Source organism: Kitasatospora sp. NPDC058184, from assembly GCF_042883725.1.
Lineage (GTDB): Bacteria > Actinomycetota > Actinomycetes > Streptomycetales > Streptomycetaceae > Kitasatospora.
The window spans coordinates 1-20,551 of sequence record NZ_JBHVVE010000001.1 but is presented as its reverse complement, the minus strand read 5'-3'; the positions used below and the strand labels follow the sequence as shown (position 1 = coordinate 20,551).

19 protein-coding genes and 1 tRNA gene are annotated in these 20,551 nt (G+C 74.2%); 14 read left to right on the top strand and 6 right to left on the bottom strand.

What is annotated here, in order from left to right; genetic code table 11:
- Positions 1–35 precede the first annotated feature (35 nt).
- A complete protein-coding gene (locus ACFVXH_RS00100) occupies positions 36–770 on the top strand; it encodes a TetR family transcriptional regulator (protein ID WP_234348735.1) in 735 nt (244 codons plus the stop codon).
- Positions 771–970: 200 nt separating this feature from the next.
- Positions 971–2,332 carry a chloride channel protein gene (locus tag ACFVXH_RS00095; protein WP_387819209.1) on the top strand — a complete coding sequence of 454 codons (1,362 nt, stop codon included), beginning with the start codon at positions 971–973 and terminating at the stop codon, positions 2,330–2,332.
- Here ACFVXH_RS00095 and ACFVXH_RS00090 read toward each other — a convergent pair.
- Positions 2,325–2,948: a MarR family winged helix-turn-helix transcriptional regulator gene (locus tag ACFVXH_RS00090; protein WP_387819207.1), complete on the bottom strand. Its 624-nt coding sequence runs from the start codon at positions 2,946–2,948 to the stop codon at positions 2,325–2,327. The two genes, ACFVXH_RS00095 and ACFVXH_RS00090, sit on opposite strands and share 8 nt — an antisense overlap.
- Before the next feature lie 456 nt (positions 2,949–3,404).
- Between ACFVXH_RS00090 and ACFVXH_RS00085 the strand changes: the two genes are divergently transcribed.
- The gene (locus tag ACFVXH_RS00085) at positions 3,405–3,827 is read left to right on the top strand and encodes a hypothetical protein (protein ID WP_387819205.1); all 423 of its coding nucleotides are present in this window, start codon (positions 3,405–3,407) and stop codon (positions 3,825–3,827) included.
- 188 nt (positions 3,828–4,015) lie between these two features.
- On the opposite strand, the gene ACFVXH_RS00080 is transcribed toward ACFVXH_RS00085, so the two are convergent.
- Positions 4,016–4,100, bottom strand: a tRNA-Leu gene (locus tag ACFVXH_RS00080).
- 304 nt (positions 4,101–4,404) lie between these two features.
- On the opposite strand from ACFVXH_RS00080, the gene ACFVXH_RS00075 reads away from it, so the two are divergent.
- From ACFVXH_RS00075 to ACFVXH_RS00065, 3 genes are all read left to right on the top strand, one after another.
- Positions 4,405–5,736 (top strand): M20/M25/M40 family metallo-hydrolase, encoded by a 1,332-nt coding sequence (locus ACFVXH_RS00075; protein ID WP_049659731.1) that lies wholly within the window; start codon positions 4,405–4,407, stop codon positions 5,734–5,736.
- Positions 5,737–6,015: 279 nt separating this feature from the next.
- The gene (locus ACFVXH_RS00070; protein ID WP_049659730.1) at positions 6,016–6,258 is read left to right on the top strand and encodes a chaplin; all 243 of its coding nucleotides are present in this window, start codon (positions 6,016–6,018) and stop codon (positions 6,256–6,258) included.
- A 327-nt stretch (positions 6,259–6,585) separates the two neighbouring features.
- The gene (locus tag ACFVXH_RS00065) at positions 6,586–7,467 is read left to right on the top strand and encodes a chaplin (RefSeq protein ID WP_387819202.1); all 882 of its coding nucleotides are present in this window, start codon (positions 6,586–6,588) and stop codon (positions 7,465–7,467) included.
- Between the two features lie 157 nt (positions 7,468–7,624).
- Here ACFVXH_RS00065 and ACFVXH_RS00060 read toward each other — a convergent pair whose 3' ends face one another.
- The gene (locus ACFVXH_RS00060; RefSeq protein ID WP_037901221.1) at positions 7,625–7,834 is read right to left on the bottom strand and encodes a DUF5703 family protein; all 210 of its coding nucleotides are present in this window, start codon (positions 7,832–7,834) and stop codon (positions 7,625–7,627) included.
- Between the two features lie 363 nt (positions 7,835–8,197).
- Between ACFVXH_RS00060 and ACFVXH_RS00055 the strand changes: the two genes are divergently transcribed.
- Entirely contained in the window at positions 8,198–8,803 is a 606-nt protein-coding gene (locus ACFVXH_RS00055) for a hypothetical protein (protein ID WP_049660402.1), read from the top strand.
- A gap of 101 nt (positions 8,804–8,904) precedes the next feature.
- Here ACFVXH_RS00055 and ACFVXH_RS00050 read toward each other — a convergent pair whose 3' ends face one another.
- Together ACFVXH_RS00050 and ACFVXH_RS00045 are read right to left on the bottom strand one after the other, a co-directional pair.
- Positions 8,905–11,097, bottom strand: a complete 2,193-nt coding sequence (locus ACFVXH_RS00050) for a helix-hairpin-helix domain-containing protein (RefSeq protein ID WP_387819200.1) — start codon at positions 11,095–11,097, stop codon at positions 8,905–8,907.
- Positions 11,098–11,156: 59 nt separating this feature from the next.
- Positions 11,157–12,137 carry an aldo/keto reductase gene (locus ACFVXH_RS00045; protein WP_074002315.1) on the bottom strand — a complete coding sequence of 327 codons (981 nt, stop codon included), beginning with the start codon at positions 12,135–12,137 and terminating at the stop codon, positions 11,157–11,159.
- A 240-nt stretch (positions 12,138–12,377) separates the two neighbouring features.
- Between ACFVXH_RS00045 and ACFVXH_RS00040 the strand changes: the two genes are divergently transcribed.
- Complete coding sequence (locus ACFVXH_RS00040; protein WP_117487218.1) at positions 12,378–13,424, top strand: LLM class F420-dependent oxidoreductase; 1,047 nt, start codon at positions 12,378–12,380, stop codon at positions 13,422–13,424.
- A 51-nt stretch (positions 13,425–13,475) separates the two neighbouring features.
- Here the strand turns inward: ACFVXH_RS00040 and ACFVXH_RS00035 are convergent, their stop codons facing one another.
- Positions 13,476–14,456: a magnesium and cobalt transport protein CorA gene (locus tag ACFVXH_RS00035; RefSeq protein ID WP_049650995.1), complete on the bottom strand. Its 981-nt coding sequence runs from the start codon at positions 14,454–14,456 to the stop codon at positions 13,476–13,478.
- A 161-nt stretch (positions 14,457–14,617) separates the two neighbouring features.
- Here ACFVXH_RS00035 and ACFVXH_RS00030 point away from each other — a divergent pair, with 161 nt between their 5' ends.
- From ACFVXH_RS00030 to mshC, 6 genes are all read left to right on the top strand, one after another.
- Positions 14,618–15,310 carry a histidine phosphatase family protein gene (locus ACFVXH_RS00030; protein ID WP_387819197.1) on the top strand — a complete coding sequence of 231 codons (693 nt, stop codon included), beginning with the start codon at positions 14,618–14,620 and terminating at the stop codon, positions 15,308–15,310.
- A 197-nt stretch (positions 15,311–15,507) separates the two neighbouring features.
- Positions 15,508–16,077, top strand: a complete 570-nt coding sequence (locus ACFVXH_RS00025) for a DUF3090 family protein (protein ID WP_049650988.1) — start codon at positions 15,508–15,510, stop codon at positions 16,075–16,077.
- 44 nt (positions 16,078–16,121) lie between these two features.
- Positions 16,122–16,919, top strand: coding sequence for an SCO1664 family protein (locus tag ACFVXH_RS00020; protein ID WP_074002602.1), 798 nt, complete (start codon positions 16,122–16,124; stop codon positions 16,917–16,919).
- Positions 16,920–17,097: 178 nt separating this feature from the next.
- A complete protein-coding gene (locus ACFVXH_RS00015) occupies positions 17,098–17,976 on the top strand; it encodes an AraC family transcriptional regulator (RefSeq protein ID WP_049650987.1) in 879 nt (292 codons plus the stop codon).
- A gap of 124 nt (positions 17,977–18,100) precedes the next feature.
- Complete coding sequence (locus ACFVXH_RS00010; protein ID WP_049650986.1) at positions 18,101–18,937, top strand: carbohydrate-binding protein; 837 nt, start codon at positions 18,101–18,103, stop codon at positions 18,935–18,937.
- A 229-nt stretch (positions 18,938–19,166) separates the two neighbouring features.
- A complete protein-coding gene (gene mshC, locus ACFVXH_RS00005) occupies positions 19,167–20,396 on the top strand; it encodes a cysteine--1-D-myo-inosityl 2-amino-2-deoxy-alpha-D-glucopyranoside ligase (RefSeq protein WP_387819194.1) in 1,230 nt (409 codons plus the stop codon).
- Positions 20,397–20,551: the final 155 nt, after the last annotated feature.

The following is a 20,551-nucleotide window of genomic DNA, read 5'->3' as shown; positions in this document are numbered from 1 at the left end:
CGCCGACCCCGCGCACGGATGTTAGGTTCCGGTGGATGAGCGAGAAGGAAGAGCAGGACCAGCCCATGAATGACGGGCCCTCGAAGCCGGCGATGCGCGAGGCGCTGGTGGCCGCGGCCTTCGAGCTCTTCCTGGAGCGCGGCTTCGAACAGACCACCGTCGACGACATCGTCTCGCTGGCCGGCGTCGGCCGGCGCTCCTTCTTCCGCTACTTCCCGGCCAAGGAGGACGTGGTCTTCCCCGACCACGAGCGCAGCCTCGCGGAGATGACGGAGTTCCTGGAGTCCGGCACCGGCGAGGAGGACCCGGTCAAGCACGCCTGCGACGCCGCCCGCCTGGTCCTGCGGATGTACGCCGAGCAGCCCTCCTTCTCCGTCCAGCGCTACCGGCTGACCCGCAAGGTGCCCGGCCTGCGGGCGTACGAGCTGTCCGTGGTCTGGCGCTACGAGCACACCCTCGCCGCCTACCTGCGCGGCCGCTTCGCCGACCGCCCGGACGGCCCCCTGCGCGCGGACGTGATCGCCGCCGCCGTCGTCTCCGCGCACAACCACGCCCTGCGCACCTGGCTGCGCTCGGGCGGGAAGAGCGACTGGGTGGCCGAGGTGGACGCGGCGATGGCCTTCGTCACCGGCACCTGGGGCGACCGCCCGGCCGAGGCCGCCGCCGAGGGCGAGTCCGACGACGTCGTGGTGCTGGTCGCCAGCCGCCGGGCGCCGCTGTGGCGGATGGTCCAGAGCATCGAGAGCGCGCTGGGCACCGACGCCCGCTGAGGCCCGTCGTACGGGCCCGGCAAGGAGCCCCCGCCCCGGTACGCGCCGCCCCCGACCGTCACCCGGACGGCGCAGCCGCGCCCGCCGCGGCCCCGGTTGACGGCCCGTGCGCCGTGCACGGCTCCCGGCGCCGGGCGAGACTCGGTCGCAGGACGGGGCCTCCCGGGCGGCGGGCGGCCCGGGAGCGCGAGGGAGCGGCGATGCCGACGACGTCCCGGCAGCCGGGCAGCGGCCCGACCCTGCACGAGGTGCTGCTGCACAAGGGCTACCCGCGCCTGCTGCTGATCTCGGCACTGGTCGGCATCCCGGTCTCGCTGGCGGCCTTCGGCTTCGTCGGCCTGGAGCACGAACTCCAGCACTGGGTCTGGGAGAGCCTGCCGGCCGCGGCCGGCTACGGGCGCGCCCCCTGGTGGTGGCCGCTGCCCGCGCTGCTGCTGGCCGGCCTGCTGCTCGCCCCGGTCGTGACCCGGCTGCCCGGGCGCGGCGGCCACGTCCCGGTGGACGGGCTCGGCGGCCCGCCCACGCCGCCGGTCGCCGTCCCCGGCGTGGTGCTGGCCGCGCTCGCCGGTCTGCCGCTGGGCGTGGTGCTCGGCCCGGAGGCACCGCTGATGGCGCTCGGCGGCGGCCTCGCCCTGCTCGCCGTCCGGTCCGCCCGGCGGGCCGAACAGCCGCAGCTGGTGGCGGTGTTGGGGACGGCGGGGGCGGCGGCCGCGATCTCCACCATCTTCGGCAGCCCGCTGGTGGCCGCCGTGATGCTGATCGAGGCGGCCGGGCTGGGCGGCCCGCAGCTGATCGCGCTGATCCTGCCCAGCCTGCTGGCCGGCGGGGTCGGCGCGCTGGTCTTCACCGGCTTCGGCCACTGGACCGGCCTGGCGATCGGCGCGCTCTCGCTGCCGCAGGTGCCGAAGAGCGGGGTCCCGGACGCGGGTGACTTCCTCTGGGGCGTCCCGCTGGCCGTCGCGATCGCCGTGGTCTGCGTGGCCGGGCAGACCGTCGGCCGCCGGGTGAAAACCCTCACCACGACCGGCACCGCCCGGCAGACGGCCCTGCGCACCGTGCTGTGCGCGGTCGCCGTCGGGGGCTGCCTCGCCGCGTACGCCCTGCTCACCGGCCGCTCCCCGGAGGAGGCCGCGCTCTCCGGGCAGGCCACCCTGGGCACGCTCGCCGCCGACCCGGCCGCCTGGCCGGTCGGCGCGCTGCTCGCCCTGGTGCTCTGCAAGGGGCTGGGCTGGTCGATCGCCCTCGGCAGCCTGCGCGGCGGCCCGATCTTCCCGGCGATCCTGCTCGGCGCGGCGCTCGGTACGGCCTGCGCGCCGCTGCCGGGCTTCGGTGCCGCGCCCGCCCTGGCCGTCGGCCTCGCGGCCTCCGGTGCCGCCGTCACCGGCCTGCCCGTCACCAGTACCGTCCTCGCGGCGGCCCTGCTCGGCGGCGAGGCGGCGAACTCGATGCCGCTGCTGATCGTGTCCACGGTGGCGGCCTTCATCACCGCGGAGGCGCTGCGCGGCCGGCCGAAGCGGGAGGCCGCCCCGGCCGGCCGCACGGAGGAATCCGGGGTCAGCTGACCTCCGCACCCGGGCCGTCCGGGACCGCGGTCAGGTACTGCTCGATCTGCTGCTGGTTCTCCACCAACCGCAGGCACAGGTGCCGCAGTTGGGCCAGCTCCTCGGGGCTGAAGCCGCGGAAGACGGCGGCCATCGCGCGCTCGGTGGGCGCCCGGAACTCCTCCAGCCAGGCCAGCCCCTCGTCCGTCGCGGTGACCAGCACCGCCCGGCGGTCGTTCGGGTCGGGGGAGCGGCGGGCCAGACCCTCCCGCTCCAGGGTGTCCACCAGGCCGGTCGCATTGCGCGGGCTCACCCCGCCGGCCCGGGCCAACTCGCCCACCGTCAGGCCCGGTTCACCCCCACCGTCCGCTCCACCCGCCCTGCTCGCGGCACCGAGCCGCACCAGCACGTCCAGCGCCCCCGCGCTCAGCCCCCGTCCTCGTGATCCGTGCGCCCGCAGCTTCTCCACCGCGTGGAACGCCGAGCGTGCGGCGGCCGCCGCCTCCAGCGCCAGGGTGTCCCCGCCCTTGGTGAACACGCCCATGGCCGTCCGCACCCTGCTGTCGTACAGCCGGCCCTCGGCATCCCGCCCCAACGGGCCGGCCGCCGCTTCCTCCGATGTATGTACCTGCTTCATAATGAAGTCATTCTGCATTGTGCGGCGCGCCTGTCAAGGGGGTGGTCCGTCAACCCGCCCGCCGAGGGCGGGACTTCGATGGGAGCCGGACGTGCGATCCGCGAGAGTGCGTCGGGCGCCCGAGCCGCCAGCCAACCGTTCCCGTACGCCGGAGCCGCGTATCGGCCCGTTCGAATGACGCTGCCGAGGGACGGGGCGGGACGGGCGGTGCGGCGGCGGTCCGTGGCGGGGGGCCGATCGGGACGAGGGGTGACGGGGGAGTGCTCCAGCCGACTGATCCTGCGAGATAGGCATACGAACTGTATTTCCGCTGGTGGGATCGGCGATTCTGACGGGGCGTGAGGCCGGACGGGTCGCGGCGCCGGTTGCGGCGGGGTGCGGGCCGTGGCTGTCTGAATCGCGGCGGGGCCGACCGGCGCCGCCACTCGATCCAGAAACTCCGTGGAGGAGATTTTCATGCGTGCTCTCAAGCGAGTCGTGGCTGTCGGCGCCCTCACCGTTCCGCTGGTCCTCGGCTGCGCCGGCCTCGCCTCGGCCGGCACTGGAGGCATCGACGCGAACTACGGCAAGGGCTACTTCACCGCCAACGAGAACGGCGCCGGTCTCGCGGCCCTCGAATCCCACGTCGGCCCCGATGGCGTCTCGCACGAGGACTTCTGGATCTGGGCGGACGACAGCGGCGTCACCGGTTCCTTCACGGGTTCGGGTGCCACCTTCGTCGACCCGGCCGCGGCCCCCGCCGACGCCCCGGCCGCCGCGGTCGCCGCGCCCGCCGCCGCCGCCCCGGCTGCGGCTCCTGCCGCCGCTCCGGTCGAGGCTGCCGCCCCCGCTGCGGCCCCGGCCGAGGCCGCCGCTCCGGCCGCTGCCAACGAGGGCTGACCGAGCCCTGCCACCTCGGGCGTGACCCGCACCGTCCCGTCGGGCCAGGCCCACCCGGATGCCCGGCCGGTTCCCACCGGCCGGGCATCCGCCCGTGGCGGTCGCACCACAGCGGTGACCCGCGCCACAGGGGCGATCCGCACCGGAAAAGCAGAAAGGCCCCAGATCAACTGGGGCCTTTCTTTCGGTGTCCGAGGGGGGACTTGAACCCCCACGCCCGATAAAGGGCACTAGCACCTCAAGCTAGCGCGTCTGCCATTCCGCCACCCGGACTAGGTGTCGTCCTCGCGGCTTCCGATCTCTCGTCCGTCGCGCTGACAGATGTAACTGTAGCAAAGATCGGCTTGGGGTCCCAAAACGGTTTCCGGCGGGCTCCCGGCGGGCGGGTCCGACGGGTGGCGGGGGCAAGGGGCGGCGTGTGGCGGGGGCGTGACCAGCGGGTTTCGGGAACGTGCGGGGGCTGGATCGGGATCGGGGGCTGGGGGAGGATGGGCGGACGTGCTCGTACGGCCCGGGTGCAGGTCCTGGGGGTGGCGCGCTGGTGCGTCGGTGCGGGCCCAAGACGCGAGGAGTGACCGTGAGCGAGCGGAGCGAGTCGGCGGCGCCGAAGGTGACGGCTGAGTCGGAGGTCGCCGAGATCTGTCGCGATCTGATCCGGATCGACACCAGCAACTACGGGGACGGATCCGGCCCGGGGGAGCGGAAGGCGGCCGAGTACGTGGCCGAGCAGCTCGCCGAGTTCGGGCTGGAGCCGAAGATCTTCGAGTCGGCCAAGGGGCGGGCCTCGACCGTGGTCCGGATCGAGGGCGAGGACCGTTCCCGTCCGGGCCTGCTGATCCACGGCCACACCGACGTGGTGCCGGCCAACGCGGCGGACTGGACCCACGACCCGTTCGGCGGTGAGATCGCGGACGGCTGCGTCTGGGGGCGCGGTGCGGTGGACATGAAGGACATGGACGCGATGACCCTGGCGGTCATCCGCGACCGGCTGCGCACCGGGCGCAAGCCCCCGCGCGACATCGTGCTGGCCTTCCTCGCCGACGAGGAGGCCGGCGGCACCTACGGGGCGCGCTTCCTGGTGGACAAGCACCCGGGGCTGTTCGAGGGCGTGACCGAGGCGATCGGCGAGGTCGGCGGCTTCTCCTTCACGGTCAACGACCAGGTCCGCCTCTACCTGGTGGAGACGGCCGAGAAGGGCATGCACTGGATGCGCCTGACGGTCGAGGGCCGGGCCGGCCACGGCTCGATGGAGAACGACGACAACGCGATCACCGAGCTGTGCGAGGCGGTCGCCCGGCTCGGCCGGCACCAGTTCCCGCTGCGGATCACCAAGACCGTCCGGGCCTTCCTGGACGAGCTGTCGGACGCGCTCGGGGTCGAGCTGGACCCGGAGAACATGGACGAGACGCTGCGCGTGCTCGGCGGCATCGCCAAGATGATCGGCACCACGCTGCGGAACACCGCCCAGCCGACGATGCTCGGCGCCGGCTACAAGGTCAACGTGATCCCCGGTCAGGCCACCGCGCACGTGGACGGCCGCTTCCTGCCCGGCTACGAGGAGGAGTTCCTGGCCGAGCTGGACAGCGTGCTCGGCCCGCGCGTGAAGCGCGAGAGCCTGCACTCGGACAAGGCGATCGAGACCGGCTTCGACGGGGCCCTGGTCGAGGCGATGCAGACCGCGCTGCGGGCCGAGGACCCGATCGCCCGCGCGGTGCCGTACTGCCTGTCGGGCGGGACGGACGCCAAGTCCTTCCAGGACCTGGGCATCCGCTGCTTCGGCTTCGCGCCGCTCCAGCTGCCGCCGGAGCTGGACTTCGCCGGGATGTTCCACGGCGTGGACGAGCGGGTGCCGGTGGACGGGCTGAAGTTCGGCGCCCGGGTGCTGGACCGCTTCATCGACGCCTGCTGAGCCGTTCCGCGCGGCGGTGCCCGCGCTGATCAGGTGACTGGGTCGGCCCGCTCCCGGGGTTCCGGGGGCGGGCCGACCGCATTGTCCGAGCTGATGATTGTGGGACAGGAAGAAAGAGATCGACAGAAGCGATTCTGCTCGGAATTCCAGGCCGATCATGTGTGCGAGATCTCACCGTTGCGGGTGAATGGGAGATCCACTCCGTACCCCGTTTGCCGCAGCGTCGTTCATCCCTGTGCAGCCCGCCGAACGGGTTGCGTTGTCCATACAGGAGGAATGATGAAGGTCAAGAAGATCGCCGCTGTCGCCGCCGCCACCGGTGGCCTGGTGCTCGCCGCCGCCGGTGTCGCGTCCGCTCAGGGCGGCGCCGCCGCCGAGGGTGTGGCCGCCGGTTCCCCGGGTGTCGTCTCGGGCAACCAGATCCAGGTTCCGGTGCACATCCCGGTCAACTTCTGCGGCAACACCGTGAGCGTCGTGGGCGTGCTGAACCCGGCGTTCGCCAACCACTGCGCCAACTTCTGAGTCGACCTCCGGGCCGTCGGGGCCTGTTGAGCCGACTCACGCGAGCCCCCGGGCGGCGGACGCGCCGCGCCGGGGGCGTTCGCGTCCCCGCTGGGATACCGGATACACGGGATCCGACACGATCACTCGATCGAGTGAAGCGGGGTTTCGTTGCTCAACCTCCCCGTTGGCCTCTCGTTAACCCGTGTGCAGCCGAAGCCCTTGCGTGATTTACGGATATACGGAAATTCCGACTTTTTTGCAAGGTTCATGCCAAGGTCGACACGTCGTCTCGAAATGTCAGGGGAAAACATGAGGAAAGTAGCCAAGAAGGGGATCCTCACGGCCGTGGCCACCGGCAGTGTGCTGGCCTCGACCGCCGGCTACGCCTACGCGGGGGGCGCCGACGCGCAGGGGGTGGCCACCGGTTCACCCGGTGTCGTCTCGGGCAACTCGGTTCAGGTGCCGATCGAGGTGCCGATCAATGCCTGCGGCAACACGATCGATGTGATCGGCTTGCTGAACCCGTCCTTCGGCAACCGCTGTGCCAACGTCAACGGCGGCGGCCATCAGGCGTCCAAGCCCGCCCATGGCGGCCAGTCCGGCGCCACCGGCGCCGACCGTACCGACAGCTCCAGTGCCAGCGGGAGCCAGGGTGCCACGGCTCCGGCCAGTACCCTCCCGGCCAGCACTCTGCCGGCCAGTACCCTCCCGGCGAGTGCCGTCCCGGACGCCGCGGGTCCGGCCACCAAGGTTCCGGGTGCCGATGGCACGGGTGTCGACGTCCCGGGTGCCGGCGCCTCCGGTGTCGCCGCCAACTCGGCGGGCGTGCTCTCGGGCAACAGCGTCCAGGCGCCGGTGGACGTTCCGGTCAACGCCTGCGGCAACTCGGTGAACGTGGCCGGCGTCGGCAACCCGGCCTTCGGCAACGACTGCGCCAATGTGGAGAAGGTCGAGAAGGTCACCCCGACGCCGCCGGCCGAGGGCTGCGTGGAGACCTGCCCGACCCCGCCGCAGACCTCCTCCGAGGAGGTGACGAGCGTCGCGCGCACCGGCGTGGCTCCGGCCACCTCCGCGTCCGCGGCCGTGGCGCCCGCCGCCAAGCCGGCGCCGTCCGCCCAGCTGGCCACCACCGGTGCCGGCAACGTCGAGCTGCTCGGGGCCGCCGGCCTCGCGATGCTGCTCGGCGGCGGCGTGCTCTACCGCCGGGCCCGGGCCGGCGCCCGCTGACACGGCGGGAGGGGAACCAGGGCGCGCGCTGAACGGGACCGGTGCGCGCCCGCCCCCGGGCGTACCTGAGGAACGACGCATCCGCGGCCGCCGAGCGAACGGGCGGCCGCGGACGCGTGAGGGCTCGCTGCCGCCCGGGGCCGCGGTGCCCCGCCCGTCACCAGTTCCGGACCTGCCGGATGATCCGCCGCTTCAGCCGGACCGTCCGGCTGCCGTCGGGGAACAACCGCAGCCGGTCGAGCTCCCAGTGCCCGTACTCGGCGTGCTCGGTGAGCAGTTGGCGCGCCGCGTTGCGCGTGGTGCCGCGCGGCATGCGCAGGGACTGGTACTCGTACTCCGGCTGCCGGACCGGCTTCCGTGGGGTCAAAACGCTCCTCCTGGGGATCACCTTCAGGCAAGCCTACGGCCTGCCCCGGACAGTCGGCCCGGGTATTTCCGGCCGTCCTCCCGTGCGCGGGCGACGGTCGGAACGGGTGCGGCCCCGGCCGCCGACTGACAGTGCATCAGTCCTGTTGCCACTGTGGAGGGGATACCCCGATCCCGGCGCGCGAAGCGGCAGCCGGACGGCCTCGGCGGGCCCGGCGTGCGCCCTCCGCGCCCGCTTCGCGCCGGTGGCGCGTGGGGACGAAGCGGGACGGATCGGACATCAGGGGGGAAGTTGCGGTGAAATCGCGGGTGTAGGTGACAACCGCTGTGCGTGGCGACACCGCGGGGAGATAGCGTCTGCACCATGTCTGATGCCGCGCAGCCCACCATTGCCGAGGTACGCGCCGCCGCTGAGGCGGTCAAGGCCGCCATCGACCGTCATCTGGAAGCGGTGTCAAGCCCCAACGCAGCCGATGATCCCGCCGTCACCGCCGCCTACGAGCAGCTCGCGACGGCGGCCATCGCCTACGACCAGCTCCTGTACGAGGCCTACGACGAGGTCACGCCCTTCGAGATCCCCGGGGACGAGGGCCCCGGCGGGTACCACGGCCCCGAACAGCCCGAGGCGATCAGCGTGTTGATCCGCCGTGACTACCACGTCGTCGACCCCGAGCGGCTGCGTGCCCAGGCCGAGCGGCTGGACGAGTCGCTGACCCCGGGCGGCGCCGGCGCGGGCGGGGTGAACGCCGCGATCGGCGTGCTGTTCGGCGAGTACGAGCCCGACGAGATCGCCGCCCGCAGCGAGGAGTTCGGCCTGGAGGAGGCCGACTCGACGCTCTGGGTCGCGGCCACCGAGCCGACCGAGCCGGGCGAGTGGCTGCCCGAGCCCTTCGAGCACGCCGACCCGCAGCTGCTGATCTGCCGGTTCGACGTGAGCGAGGTCTACGACGACGAGGACCCGGACGACTGACGCGGACAGGACGACCGACGGGCGGGCCCGGGAACACCGGGGCCCGCCCGTCGTGCGTTCCGGCCGGCGGCCCGCCGGAGCGGGGCCGGCCGGAACGCCGGTCAGTACGCCGAGGCGGCGTTCTCGGCGAGGACCGCCCGCAGCCGGGTGGTGCGCGACTGCGCCTGGCGCTCGGCGACGGCCTGGACGAGCGCCGGGCCCGCCGCGTGCACCACGGACAGGTGCCGCTCGCCGCGGCCGAAGGCGGTGTAGACCCACTGCCGGGTGAGCGCCTGGGCGGCGTCCTCCGGGACGACCACGACCGCGCCCGGCCAGCGCCGGCCGACCGCCTGGTGGACGGTCAGCGCCCAGCCGTGCCGCAGCCGGGCGGCCTCGGCCGGCGGGACGGTCCGGTGCGAGCCGTCCGCGTACTCCAGGTGCAGACCGGTGGCGTCGCCGTCCAGCACCCGGGCCGGGCGGGTGACGCCGGGGGTGGGGGAGTCGACCACCCGGTCGCCCGGGTCGAAGCCGCCGAACCGGCCGGGGCCGGGGTTGAGCCGGGCCTTGGCGGCGGCGTTCAGCGCGCGGGTGCCGGCCGGGCCGCCGTGGCCCGGGGTGAGCAGCACCACCTGCTCGGCCGGGATGCCCAGCGCGCGCGGGATGGAGTCGGTGAGCAGCTGGACGGCGCGGTGGACGGCCTCGCCGGCGTCCTTGGCGGTCAGGATGACCACCTCCTTGTCCGGCGCCTCGACGGGCTGGAGCTCGCCGATGCCGACACCGGAGACCAGCTCGCCGATCGGGCCGAAGTCCGGGGTGCGGGAGGCGACCGCCGGGCAGGCCTTGGCGGCCAGCAGGTCGGCGAAGACCCGCCCGGGGCCGGCCGACCAGAGCTGCCCCGGGTCCCCGCTGAGCACCAGCCGGGTGCCGTCGGCCAGCGACTCCAGGACGACGGCGGCCAGGTCGACGTCCAGCAGCGGGGCGTCCAGCACGACCAGCAGGTCCAGGGCGAGCGTGCCGTCCGGGGCGCGGCCGGGGCCGGCGGCGCCGGAGAACAGCTCGGCGAGGGTGACCACGGGGGCCCCGGCGCCCGCCTCGGCGAGCGCGGCGAGGGAGTCCCGCCCCTGGTCCGTCCAGGTGGCGGCCCAGGCCCGCAGCCCGAGCCCGCGGGCGGCGGCGACCAGCGCGGCCGGCTCGGCGCGGGCCGCCTCGCCGCCGGTGTGCAGCACCAGGGCGTGCTCGGCGACGGCCTTGATCAGGGCGGTCGCGGAGGAGGACGACGCGGCCTCGGCGGCGGCCGCCCAGGCGGCCGGGCCGGGGGCGGCGGGGGGCTGCTGGGCGGAGCCCTCGGCGGCCTCCGCCCCGGCCTCCGCGTCCTCGGAATCGGCGGCCTCCCCGGGCTGCTCGGCGTCCTCGCCCGGCACGAAGGTGGCCATCAGCTGGAGCAGCTTCTCGGCGAGGCTGTCCTCGGCCATCGCCAGCCCGGCCAGGGCGAGCAGCGTCCGGGTCGGCGCCTCGTCCTCCTCGTCGCCCCCCGCCGCGTGCGCCTCGGGGCCGGCCAGCTCCTCCTGGAAGGAGAGCACCCGCCCGTCCTCGACGGCGGCCTGGATCGCGGTGGCCGGCTCGGGCATCCGGAGCCGGTCGAGCCCGACCGCCACCTCGGCCAGCTCCAGGGCGGAGTGCCCGCGCAGCGCCGCCTGCTCCAGCAGCCACGGCACCAGCGCCCGGGCGCGGCGCTCGTCGCCCGGGCCGGCACCGGCGCCGAGCAGCTCCCGGGCGAAGCCGTCCGCGTGCTCGGGCCGGACGCCGGGCAGGCCCAGCACCGCCCACGGGTCCTCGCGCAGCCGTGCGGGCGCCTCCTCGCCGAGCGCGGCCACGGCGGCGGCCGCCAGGTCGGCCGGGGCGCCGCCGGCGGTCAGCACCTCGACGGTGGCGCGGAGCACCTCTTCGCGCTGCCGGTCGGACACCACCGGGGCGGGGGCGGCCGGGGCGGGGACCCGGGCCGGAGCGGGGGCGGCCGCGACCGGGGTGGCCGGAACGGGGGCGGCCGGGGCCGGGGCCGCGGCGGCCGGCTCCGGCTCCCCGGGCTCCGACCCGCCGGGCTCCGGGGCCTCCTCCGTCGGATCCTCCTCGGCCGGGGCTTCCGCCATCGAGGCCTCCGCACGGGCGGCACCCGCCCGTGCGGCACGGTCCGCGGCGTCCTCCGGCTGCATGCCGCGGATCCGCTGGGCCAGCTCCGCGAACTTCGCGGCCTTCGCCTCCGGGGTCAGCTTGGCCCCGGCGGTCACCTCCGGAGCGCCGTTCCCCGTGTCAGTCATCGTCGTCCGCTCCAAAGGTCACTCCACTGCAGGTTCTGCTCGACGACCCGGGCCGGTGGTCACAGCTCCGTCCACCCCTGGTCCGGGTAGTGGTGCACCGGCGACGAGATGTCGTCCAGCGCACCACGGATCTCATCCGGAAGCGTAAGCGCCTCCACCGACAGTGCCGACTGCAGCTGGGCCACCGTCCGGGCTCCGACCAGGGCGCTCGCCACCCCGGGCCGGTCCCGGACCCAGGCCAGCGCGACGGCCAGCGGGGTGCTGGCGAGCCCGTCGGCGGCGGTGGCGAGGGCGTCCACGATCCGTCGCGAGCGCTCCCCGAGGTACGGCTGGACGAATCCGGACAGGTACGGCGAGGCGCCGCGCGAGTCCTGCGGGACGCCGTGCCGGTACTTGCCGGTGAGCACCCCGCGCCCGAGCGGCGAGCCGGCCAGCACCCCGACCCCGGCGTCCAGTGCGGCGGGCAGCGCCTCCCGCTCGATGCCGCGCTGGAGCAGCGAGTACTCCAGCTGCGCCCCGGCCAGCGGCACCCGCCCGTGGTGGGCGTGCTGCCAGGCGGCGGACTTGGCGAGCTGCCAGCCGCTGAAGTCGCAGACCCCGACGTAGCGGGCGCGCCCGGAGGAGACGGCGATGTCGAGGGCGCTGAGCGTCTCCTCGACCGGGGTCACCGGATCGAAGGAGTGCACCTGCCACAGGTCGACGTAGTCGGTGCCGAGCCGGCGCAGCGAGGCGTCCAGGGCGGCGAGCAGGTGGCCGCGGGAGCCGTCGAAGCGGCGGGCGGACTCGGGGACGCTGCCGGCCTTGGTGGCGATGACGAGTTCGGAGCGGGGGACCAGGCTGTCGGTGAGCCGGGAGATCAGGTACTCGGCGCCGCCGTCCGCGTACACGTCGGCGGTGTCGACCAGGTTGCCGCCGGCGTCGACGAACTCCTTGAGCTGCTCGGCGGCCTCCTGCTCGTCGGTGTCGCGGCCCCAGGTCATGGTGCCGAGGCCGAGTCGGGAGACCTGGAGGCCGGTACGGCCGAGGTGACGCTTTTCCATCGGACGGGCCTTCCACTGGCCGGTGGCCCCGGGAGCCCCGGCGGCCCTGTGAACGCGCAGGTGGGGAGAGCGCTCCCCACGTCGGCTGAGCGTAGCGGCCGGTGCGCGGAGAGAGGTGCAGACCCGCAGAACGATCAACAGCACCGGTGTGACCGGATCCACCCCTACCCGTCAGTAGCGTGTTCGGTGCGGGCACGGTTACCCTCGCGACCAACCCCAACCCACTGGAAGGTGCGGCAGATGCGACTCGGGATCAACCTCGGCTACTGGGGACTCGGCATGGACGCCGACAACATCGCCGTGGCCCAGGAGGCGGACCGCCTCGGCTACTCCGTCTGCTGGGCGGCGGAGGCGTACGGCTCGGACGCCGCGACGGTGCTCAGCTTCGTCGCCGCGAAGACCGAGCGGATCGACGTCGGCTCGGCCATCTTCCAGATCCCGGCGCGCACCCCGGCGATGACCGCGATGACCGCCGCGACCCTGGACACCCTGTCCGGCGGCCGGTTCCGGCTCGGCCTCGGCGTCTCCGGCCCGCAGGTGTCCGAGGGCTGGTACGGGGTGAAGTTCGACAAGCCGCTCGCCCGCACCCGCGAGTACGTGGAGATCATCCGCAAGGCGATGTCCCGCGAGCGCCTGGTGCACGAGGGCGAGCACTGGACGCTCCCGCTGCCCGGCGGCCCCGGCAAGCCGATCAAGCTCACCGTGCACCCGGTGCGCGAGCACATCCCGCTGTACATCGCCGCGATCGGGCCCAGGAACCTGGAGCTGACCGGCGAGATCGCCGACGGCTGGCTCGGCATCTTCTTCTCGCCCGAGCACGCCGCGCTCTCCCTCGACCCGCTGACGGCCGGCCGGGCCAAGGCCGGGAGGACGCTGGAGGGCTTCGACCTCTGCCCGACCGTGAACCTCGCGGTCGGCGAGGACATCAAGGCCGGGGTCGACGCCCTGCGCTCGTACGCCGCGCTCTACATCGGCGGCATGGGCAGCAAGGAGAAGAACTTCTACAACCAGCTCGCCCGGCGGATGGGCTACGAGCAGGCCGCCGACGAGGTCCAGGAGAAGTACCTCGCCCGGGACCACGCGGGCGCCGCGGCCGCCGTCCCGCACGACCTGATCGACGCCACCTCGCTGATCGGCGACACCGCCCGGATCGCCGACCGGATGCAGGCCTACGCCGAGGCGGGCGTCACCACGCTCACCCTGGCCCCGGCCGGGTTCACCCTGGACGAGCGGATCCTGGCGCTGCGCACCGGTGTCGAGGCGCTGGAGCGCGCCGGACTGGCCTGACCGGGGCCGGGTGTCCGAGCGGCCCGACCGCCTGTGGTCCGACCGGCGGAGCTACAGCCAGTCGTGCCGCTTGAACACCCGGTGCAGCACCAGGCAGACCACCGTCATCAGCACCAGCACCGCCGGGTACCCCCAGATCTGGTGCAGCTCCGGCATGTGCTCGAAGTTCATCCCGTAGATGCCCGCGATCATGGTCGGTACGGCGGCCAGCGCCGCCCAGGCCGAGATCTTCCGCATGTCGTTGTTCTGCTGGACGCTGACCTGCGCCAGGTTGGCGTTCAGGATGTCGGACAGCAGCCGGTCCATGCCGTCCACCTGGTCGTTCACCCGGGCCACGTGGTCGGCGACGTCCCGCAGGTAGGGCGCGGCCTCGGGACGGACGAAGCGGGCGCCGCGCTCCAGGGCCAGCATCGGCTCCAGCAGCGGGCCGGTGGCCCGGCGCACGGACATCACCTGGCGCTTGTAGCCGTAGATCCGTCCGGCGGTGTCGCGGTCGACCCGGGAGGGGGAGAAGATGTCCGCCTCCAGTTCGTCCAGGTCGGTCTGGAGCCCGGCGGCCACGTCCATGTAGCCGTCGACGATCGTGTCGCAGACCGAGTGCAGCACCGAGCTGGGCCCGTACCGCAGCTGTTCGGGGTCCTGCTCCAGGGCGGCCCGCAGTCCGCCGAGCGGGCTGTCCTCGCCGTGCCGGACGGTCATCACGAAGTCCGGGCCGAGGAAGACCATCACCTCGCCGACCGTGACGACGTGCCCGCCGGGGTGGTAGCCGAGGGTCTTCAGCGCGACGAACAGCGAGCCCTTGTACGCCTCCACCTTGGGGCGCTGGTGGGCGCTGACGGCGTCCTCGACGGCCAGCGGGTGCAGCGCGAACTCCTGGCCGACGCGGTCGAGTTCCTCGGCGGTGGGCTCGAACAGGCCTATCCAGACGAAGCCGTCCGGACCGGCCGCGCGGGCGGCGGCGAGCGCGCCGGCCAGGTCCTCGGGGGCCTCGATGCGGCGGCCGTCGTGGTAGGCGGCGCAGTGGACGATCATGCGGGCCATTGTCACCCGAGCGGGGCCGTCCGGCACGGATCCGGGGGATTCCGGTCCACCGGCCCCCGGCGGCCGGGGCGGTGGCGGACCCGGCCGCCGCGGGCCGGACGGGCGGGAAATCCGGTCTCCACGGCCGGGCCCGGAGGCCGTAGGCTGACCCCATGCCCACCCTGCTGCTCGTCCGTCACGGCCGCTCCACCGCGAACACCGCCGGAATCCTGGCCGGTTGGACCCCCGGCGTGGACCTCGACGACACCGGCCGGGACCAGGCCGCCGCGCTGGCCGGCCGACTGGCCGGCATCCCGCTGGTGCGGGCGGTCAGCAGCCCGCTGGAGCGCTGCCGGCAGACGCTGGAGCCGCTGCTGGCGGTCCGGCCCGAGCTCGGGCCGCCGGCCGAGGACGAGCGGCTGGGGGAGTGCCACTACGGCGAGTGGACCGGCCGTCCGCTGGCCGAGCTGGCCAAGGAGCCGCTCTGGCGCACCGTGCAGGACCACGCCGCCGGGGCCGCCTTCCCCGGCGGGGAGTCGCTGCGCGAGCTGAGCCACCGCACGGTGGACGCGGTGCGCGAGTGGAACCGGAGGATCGCGGACGAGCACGGCGAGGACGCGGTCTGGATCGCCTGCTCGCACGGGGACGTGATCAAGGCCGTGGTGGCCGACGCGCTCGGGCTGCACCTGGACCACTTCCAGCGGATCAGCGTCGAGCCCTGTTCGGTCACCGCGATCCGCTACACCCCGCAGCGGCCCTTCGTCTTGCGGATGGGCGACACCGGCGACCTCGCCTCGCTCGCCCCCAGGCCCGGCCCGGCGGCGGCCACCCCGGCCGGCGACGCGGTGATCGGCGGCACCGTCTAGGCCGCGCCGCCGACGGGCCGTCCGGGGAGGCGCCGTCCGCGGCGGCACCGTTCGCTTCCCCGGGTGCCACCCCGCCCGCGGCCGTCGGCTCGGCTCCCCGGCCGGAGCCCGAAGGTCGTAGGGTGACTAGCGAGTCCATCCGGCCGCGGCCCGCCCCCGGCGGAACCGCGCCGACCGACACGATCCGGAGCGAGAGCGTGCCCCGTCAGGTCTTCTTCTACGACCAGCCCGAACGGTTCGTGGCCGGCACCGTCGGCCAGCCCGGCGCCCGGGCGTTCTACCTTCAGGCCAGCGCCCGGGGCCGGATCACCAGCGTGCTGCTGGAGAAGACCCAGGTCGCGGCGCTCGCCGAGCGCATCGAGGAGGTCCTGGACGAGGCGCTGCGGCGCAGCGGCGGCGACACGTCCATCCCGGCCGCCGCCCCGAACGACCTGCTCGACACCGCGCCGCTGGACCTCCCGCTGGAGCAGGAGTTCCGGGTCGGCACCATGGCCCTGGCCTGGGACAGCGTGGACGCCTGCCTGGTGGTCGAGGCGCAGGCGCTGGTCGAGGAGGAAGAGGAGGAGGACGCCGCCGAGGCGGCCTTCACCGACGACGAGAACGGCCCGGACATGCTGCGGGTGCGGCTGTCCGGCGCGATGGCCCGGGTCTTCGCCAAGCGCGCGCTGGACCTGGTCGCGGCCGGCCGCAAGCCCTGCCCGTTCTGCAACCTGCCGCTCGACCCGGAGGGCCACCTGTGCCCGCGCGCGAACGGCTACCGGCGCTGAACACCGACACCCCGCCACAGGCCGACCCGACGGCCGCCGCCGCGCTGGCCGCCGACGTGCCCACCGCCCTCGCGCTGCTGCGCCAGGGCGGGCTGACGGTGCACGGGCGGCTCACCGACGCCTCCAACGCCGCGCTGTACTGCACGGTGGCGCACGGCTCGCTGAGCGCGCAGGCCGTCTACAAGCCGGTCGCCGGGGAGCGCCCGCTGTGGGACTTCCCGGACGGCACGCTGGCCGGCCGCGAGGTCGCCGCGTACGAGCTGTCCGCCGCGACCGGCTGGGCGCTGATCCCGCCGACCGTGCTGCGCGACGGCCCGCACGGGCCCGGCATGCTGCAGCTGTGGGTCGAGCCGGACCCGACGGCCGAGCCGCTGCTCGCGCTCCAGGACCCGCGCGGCCCGGAGGCGGGCTGGCTGCCGATCGTCCGGGCCGAGGTCGAGGGCGGGCGGACGGCCCTGCTGGTGCACCACGACGACCGGCGGTTGCGCCGGCTCGCCGTCCTGGACGCGGTGCTCAACAACGCCGACCGCAAGGGCGGCCACCTGATCCCGGCCGCCGACGGCCGGGTGTACGGCATCGACCACGGCGTCACCTTCAACACCGAGGACAAGCTGCGCACCCTGCTCTGGGGCTGGGCCGGCGACCCGCTGCCCGCCGAGGCGCTGGAGGTGCTGGCCCGGCTGGCCGAACAGCTGGACGGCGAGCTCGCCGAGCGCCTCGCCCCGCACCTGACGGCGGCCGAACTGGACGCCACCCGGGCCCGGGTGGCCGCGCTGCGCGGCTCCGGCCGGCACCCGCTGCCGCCCGAGGACTGGCCCGCGATCCCCTGGCCGCCGGTCTAGGCCGGGTCCGACGGGTCCGAACCGGTGCCCGAACCGGTGCCCCGGAGCGCCGGTGGTCCGGACCGCTCGTCGAAAACGGCGGCAGATGGTCTGGACCTGTCCCCGGAACAGGTCGCACACTGCTCCGATGGATGTGCGACGGACGACCCCCACCCCCCGAACCACGCCGGACCTGCCGTTGCACCGGTTACAGGTCCCGCTGCCCCAGCTGCTCCCCTTCGCCATCGGCAGTTTCGACGCGATCGGCCCGCTCTCCCGGGCCGGCTTCCCCCACCGGCACTCGTTCTACGAGATCGTCCACGTCACCGGCGGCCACGGCGCCCACGTCCTGGACCTCGTCCACCGGCCGCTGGCGCCACCGCAGTTGTGCGTGATCACGCCCGGCCAGGTGCACTACTGGGCCGACGCCGAGGAGCTGGTCGGCCGGGTCGTCCTGTTCAACGAGGACTTCCTGCTCGGCCACCCCCAGGACCTCGCCGCCCTGCGGGCGCTGGCCACCCGCCCGGCCCTCGCGCTCGGCGACCAGGCCGACGCGGTCGCCGCGCTGCTCGCCGACATGGAGTACGAGTACCGGACCAGGGGGCCCGGCTACCAGGGCGTGCTGCGGGCCAGCCTGCACATCCTGATCGTCCGGGCGCTGCGCGCCTGCGCCCCGGCCGACCGCCCGTCGGTGCCCGGCCGCCCGGCCGAAGTGGCCGCCGCCTTCACCCGGTTGATCGCCCGGCCGGGCGGGGTGCGGCACTCGGTGGCCTCCACCGCGCAGGAACTCGGCGTCTCCCCGGGGCACTTGCAGACCCTGGTGAAGCAGGCCACCGGCCGGACGCCCGGCGGTCTGATCCGCCGCCAGCAGACCTTGGAGGCCAAACGGCTGCTCGCCTGCACGGATTTGACGATCCGTCAGGTCGCCAAGGAGGCGGGCTTCGTCGACCCGGCGTACTTCTGCCGGTTCTTCCGCCGGGAGACCGGGATGACCCCGGGGGAGTTCCGGTCCAGGGTCGACGGAAATCACCACGATCCCCGGATCATGTCCATCGCGGTCGCACCGGACGGCCCGTAACTTTGCTGGTGGCCACCGGTGGCCGGTCCGGCGCGCACGGACGGGCGGCCGGTCCGGCCCTTGTCATGCCCCCACCATGGCAAGGGCCGCCCCCACCCCCCGCCTCACGATAAGGAGACGGCGCATGCCCACGCCCGACGGCATGATCAGCCGCAAGACCGTCCTCAAGGCCGCCGCCGCGCTCGGGGCCGCCCCGCTGCTCGTCGGCGGCGGGGTCGCACTGGCCCGGGACCAGATCGGCACCGGCGAGCCGCTCGCCCTCACCCCCGAGTGCCACGACGGCGACGCCCCCACCATCGAGCAGACCGAGGGCCCGTACTTCAAGCCCAACTCCCCGCTGCGCAGCTCGATGGTCAACGACGGCCCCGGCACCCGCCTGGTCGTCAGCGGCTACGTCTTCGGCCGCGCGTGCCGGCCCATCTCCGGTGTGCTGCTGGACTTCTGGCAGGCCGATGACGGCGGCAACTACGACAACAGCGGATACACCTTCCGCGGCCACCAGTTCACCGACGCCAACGGCGCCTACAAGCTGGACACCATCGTGCCCGGCCTCTACCCGGGCCGCACCCGGCACATCCACGTCAAGCTCCAGGCCCCCGGCCGCTCGATCGTCACCACCCAGCTGTACTTCCCGGGCGAGCCGCGCAACAACACGGACACCATCTACGACGCCCGGCTGCTGATGAACGTCCGGCAGAACGGGTCGACCCGCGAGGGCAGCTACGACTTCGTGCTGAACGTGGCGCAGACCCCGGGCACGCCGAGCCCCACGCCCACCCCGACCTCCACCTCCACCGGTGGCCCGACCACGCCGCCCGGCGGCAGCTGGGCCGCGGGCACCTCGTACAACGCGGGCGACCGCGTGACCTACTCCGGCGTCTCCTACACCTGCCTCCAGGCGCACACCGCCATGGCCGGCTGGGAGCCGCCGAACGTGCCGGCCCTCTGGCAGCGGTCGTAGCGGCTCCGGCCGCTCCACCCGAGGAGCCGGGCGCCCGGTCGGCGGCAGGGCCGACCGGGCGCTCACCCATGCCCGGAGCCGGGTGCGGGGGGCGTACACCACGCGTTCCGACAGCGCCGGATCCGTGCAATACCAGTCGGGAAACTGTCGGGCAACGGTAGGAAACGAATCCAGTCGATCTTTCGTACTGGTTAGGCTTTCAAATGTTCGCAAGGTTAAAGTTGTTTCCATGCATGCCTGGCCCGCCTCCGAGGTTCCCGCCCTGCCTGGTCAGGGGCTCCCCCTCCGTATCCACGACACCGCAGCGGGCACAGTCCGGGAGGTCGTGCCGCAGGACGGCACCGCCCGGATCTACGTCTGCGGCATCACGCCCTACGACGCGACCCACATGGGCCACGCCGCCACCTACAACGCGTTCGACCTGGTGCAGCGCGTCTGGCGGGACGCCGGTCACGACGTCCTGTACATCCAGAACGTCACCGACGTCGACGACCCGCTGCTCGCCCGCGCGGTCGAGACCGGCCAGGACTGGACCGCCCTCGCCGAGCGCGAGACGGCCCTGTTCCGCGAGGACATGACCGCGCTGCGGATGCTCCCGCCGGCCCACTACATCGGCGCCGTCGAGTCGATCCCGTGGATCGTCCCGATCGTGCAGAAGCTGCTGGCCTCCGGCGCCGCCTACCACGTCGACGGCGACATCTACTTCTCGGTCGACGCCGACCCGCGCTTCGGCGAGGTCTCCGGCCTCACCCGCGAGGCCATGCGCCCGGTCTTCGCCGAGCGCGGCGGCGACCCGGACCGCCCCGGCAAGCGCAACCCGCTGGACGCCCTGCTCTGGCTGGCCGCCCGCCCGGGCGAGCCCGCCTGGGACACCGAGCTCGGCCACGGCCGCCCCGGCTGGCACATCGAGTGCGTCGCCATCGCCCTCCGGTACCTCGGGATGTCCTTCGACATCCAGGGCGGCGGCAGCGACCTCTCCTTCCCGCACCATGAGATGGGCGCCGCGCACGCCCAGGTCGCCACCGGCGCCCACCCGTACGCCCAGGCGTACGTGCACGCCGGCATGGTCGCCCTGGACGGCCACAAGATGTCCAAGTCCCGTGGCAACCTGGTCTTCGTCTCGGCGCTGCGCCGCGAGGGCGTCGACCCGGCGGCGATCCGCCTGGCGCTGCTCTCGCACCACTACCGGGCCGACTGGGAGTGGACCAAGAGCACCCTGGACGAGGCCGTCGAGCGCCTCGCCCGCTGGCGCGCCGCGGTCTCCCGCCCGGACGGCCCCTCGGCCGAGCAGCTGCTCGCCGAGGTGCGCGAGGCGCTAGCGAACGACCTGGACGCGCCCGCCGCGCTGGCCGCGGTCGACCGCTGGGCGGACCGGCAGGAGACCGGGGGCGGCACCGACATCGGCGCTCCCGGCCTGGTGACCCGCACCGTGGACGCCCTGCTCGGCGTCGCGCTGTGACCCGGGTGCGGTAGCCCCGGCGCCGGGGCCACCGCACCACACGCCGAAGGGGCGTCGGGACCACGCCTTGGGTTCTAGGAGTCGTTGCAACACCCCAGTTCAGGGGATGCATTGGACTTCGAGATCCGTGAGGACCGGACGCCTCAGGGCCCGAG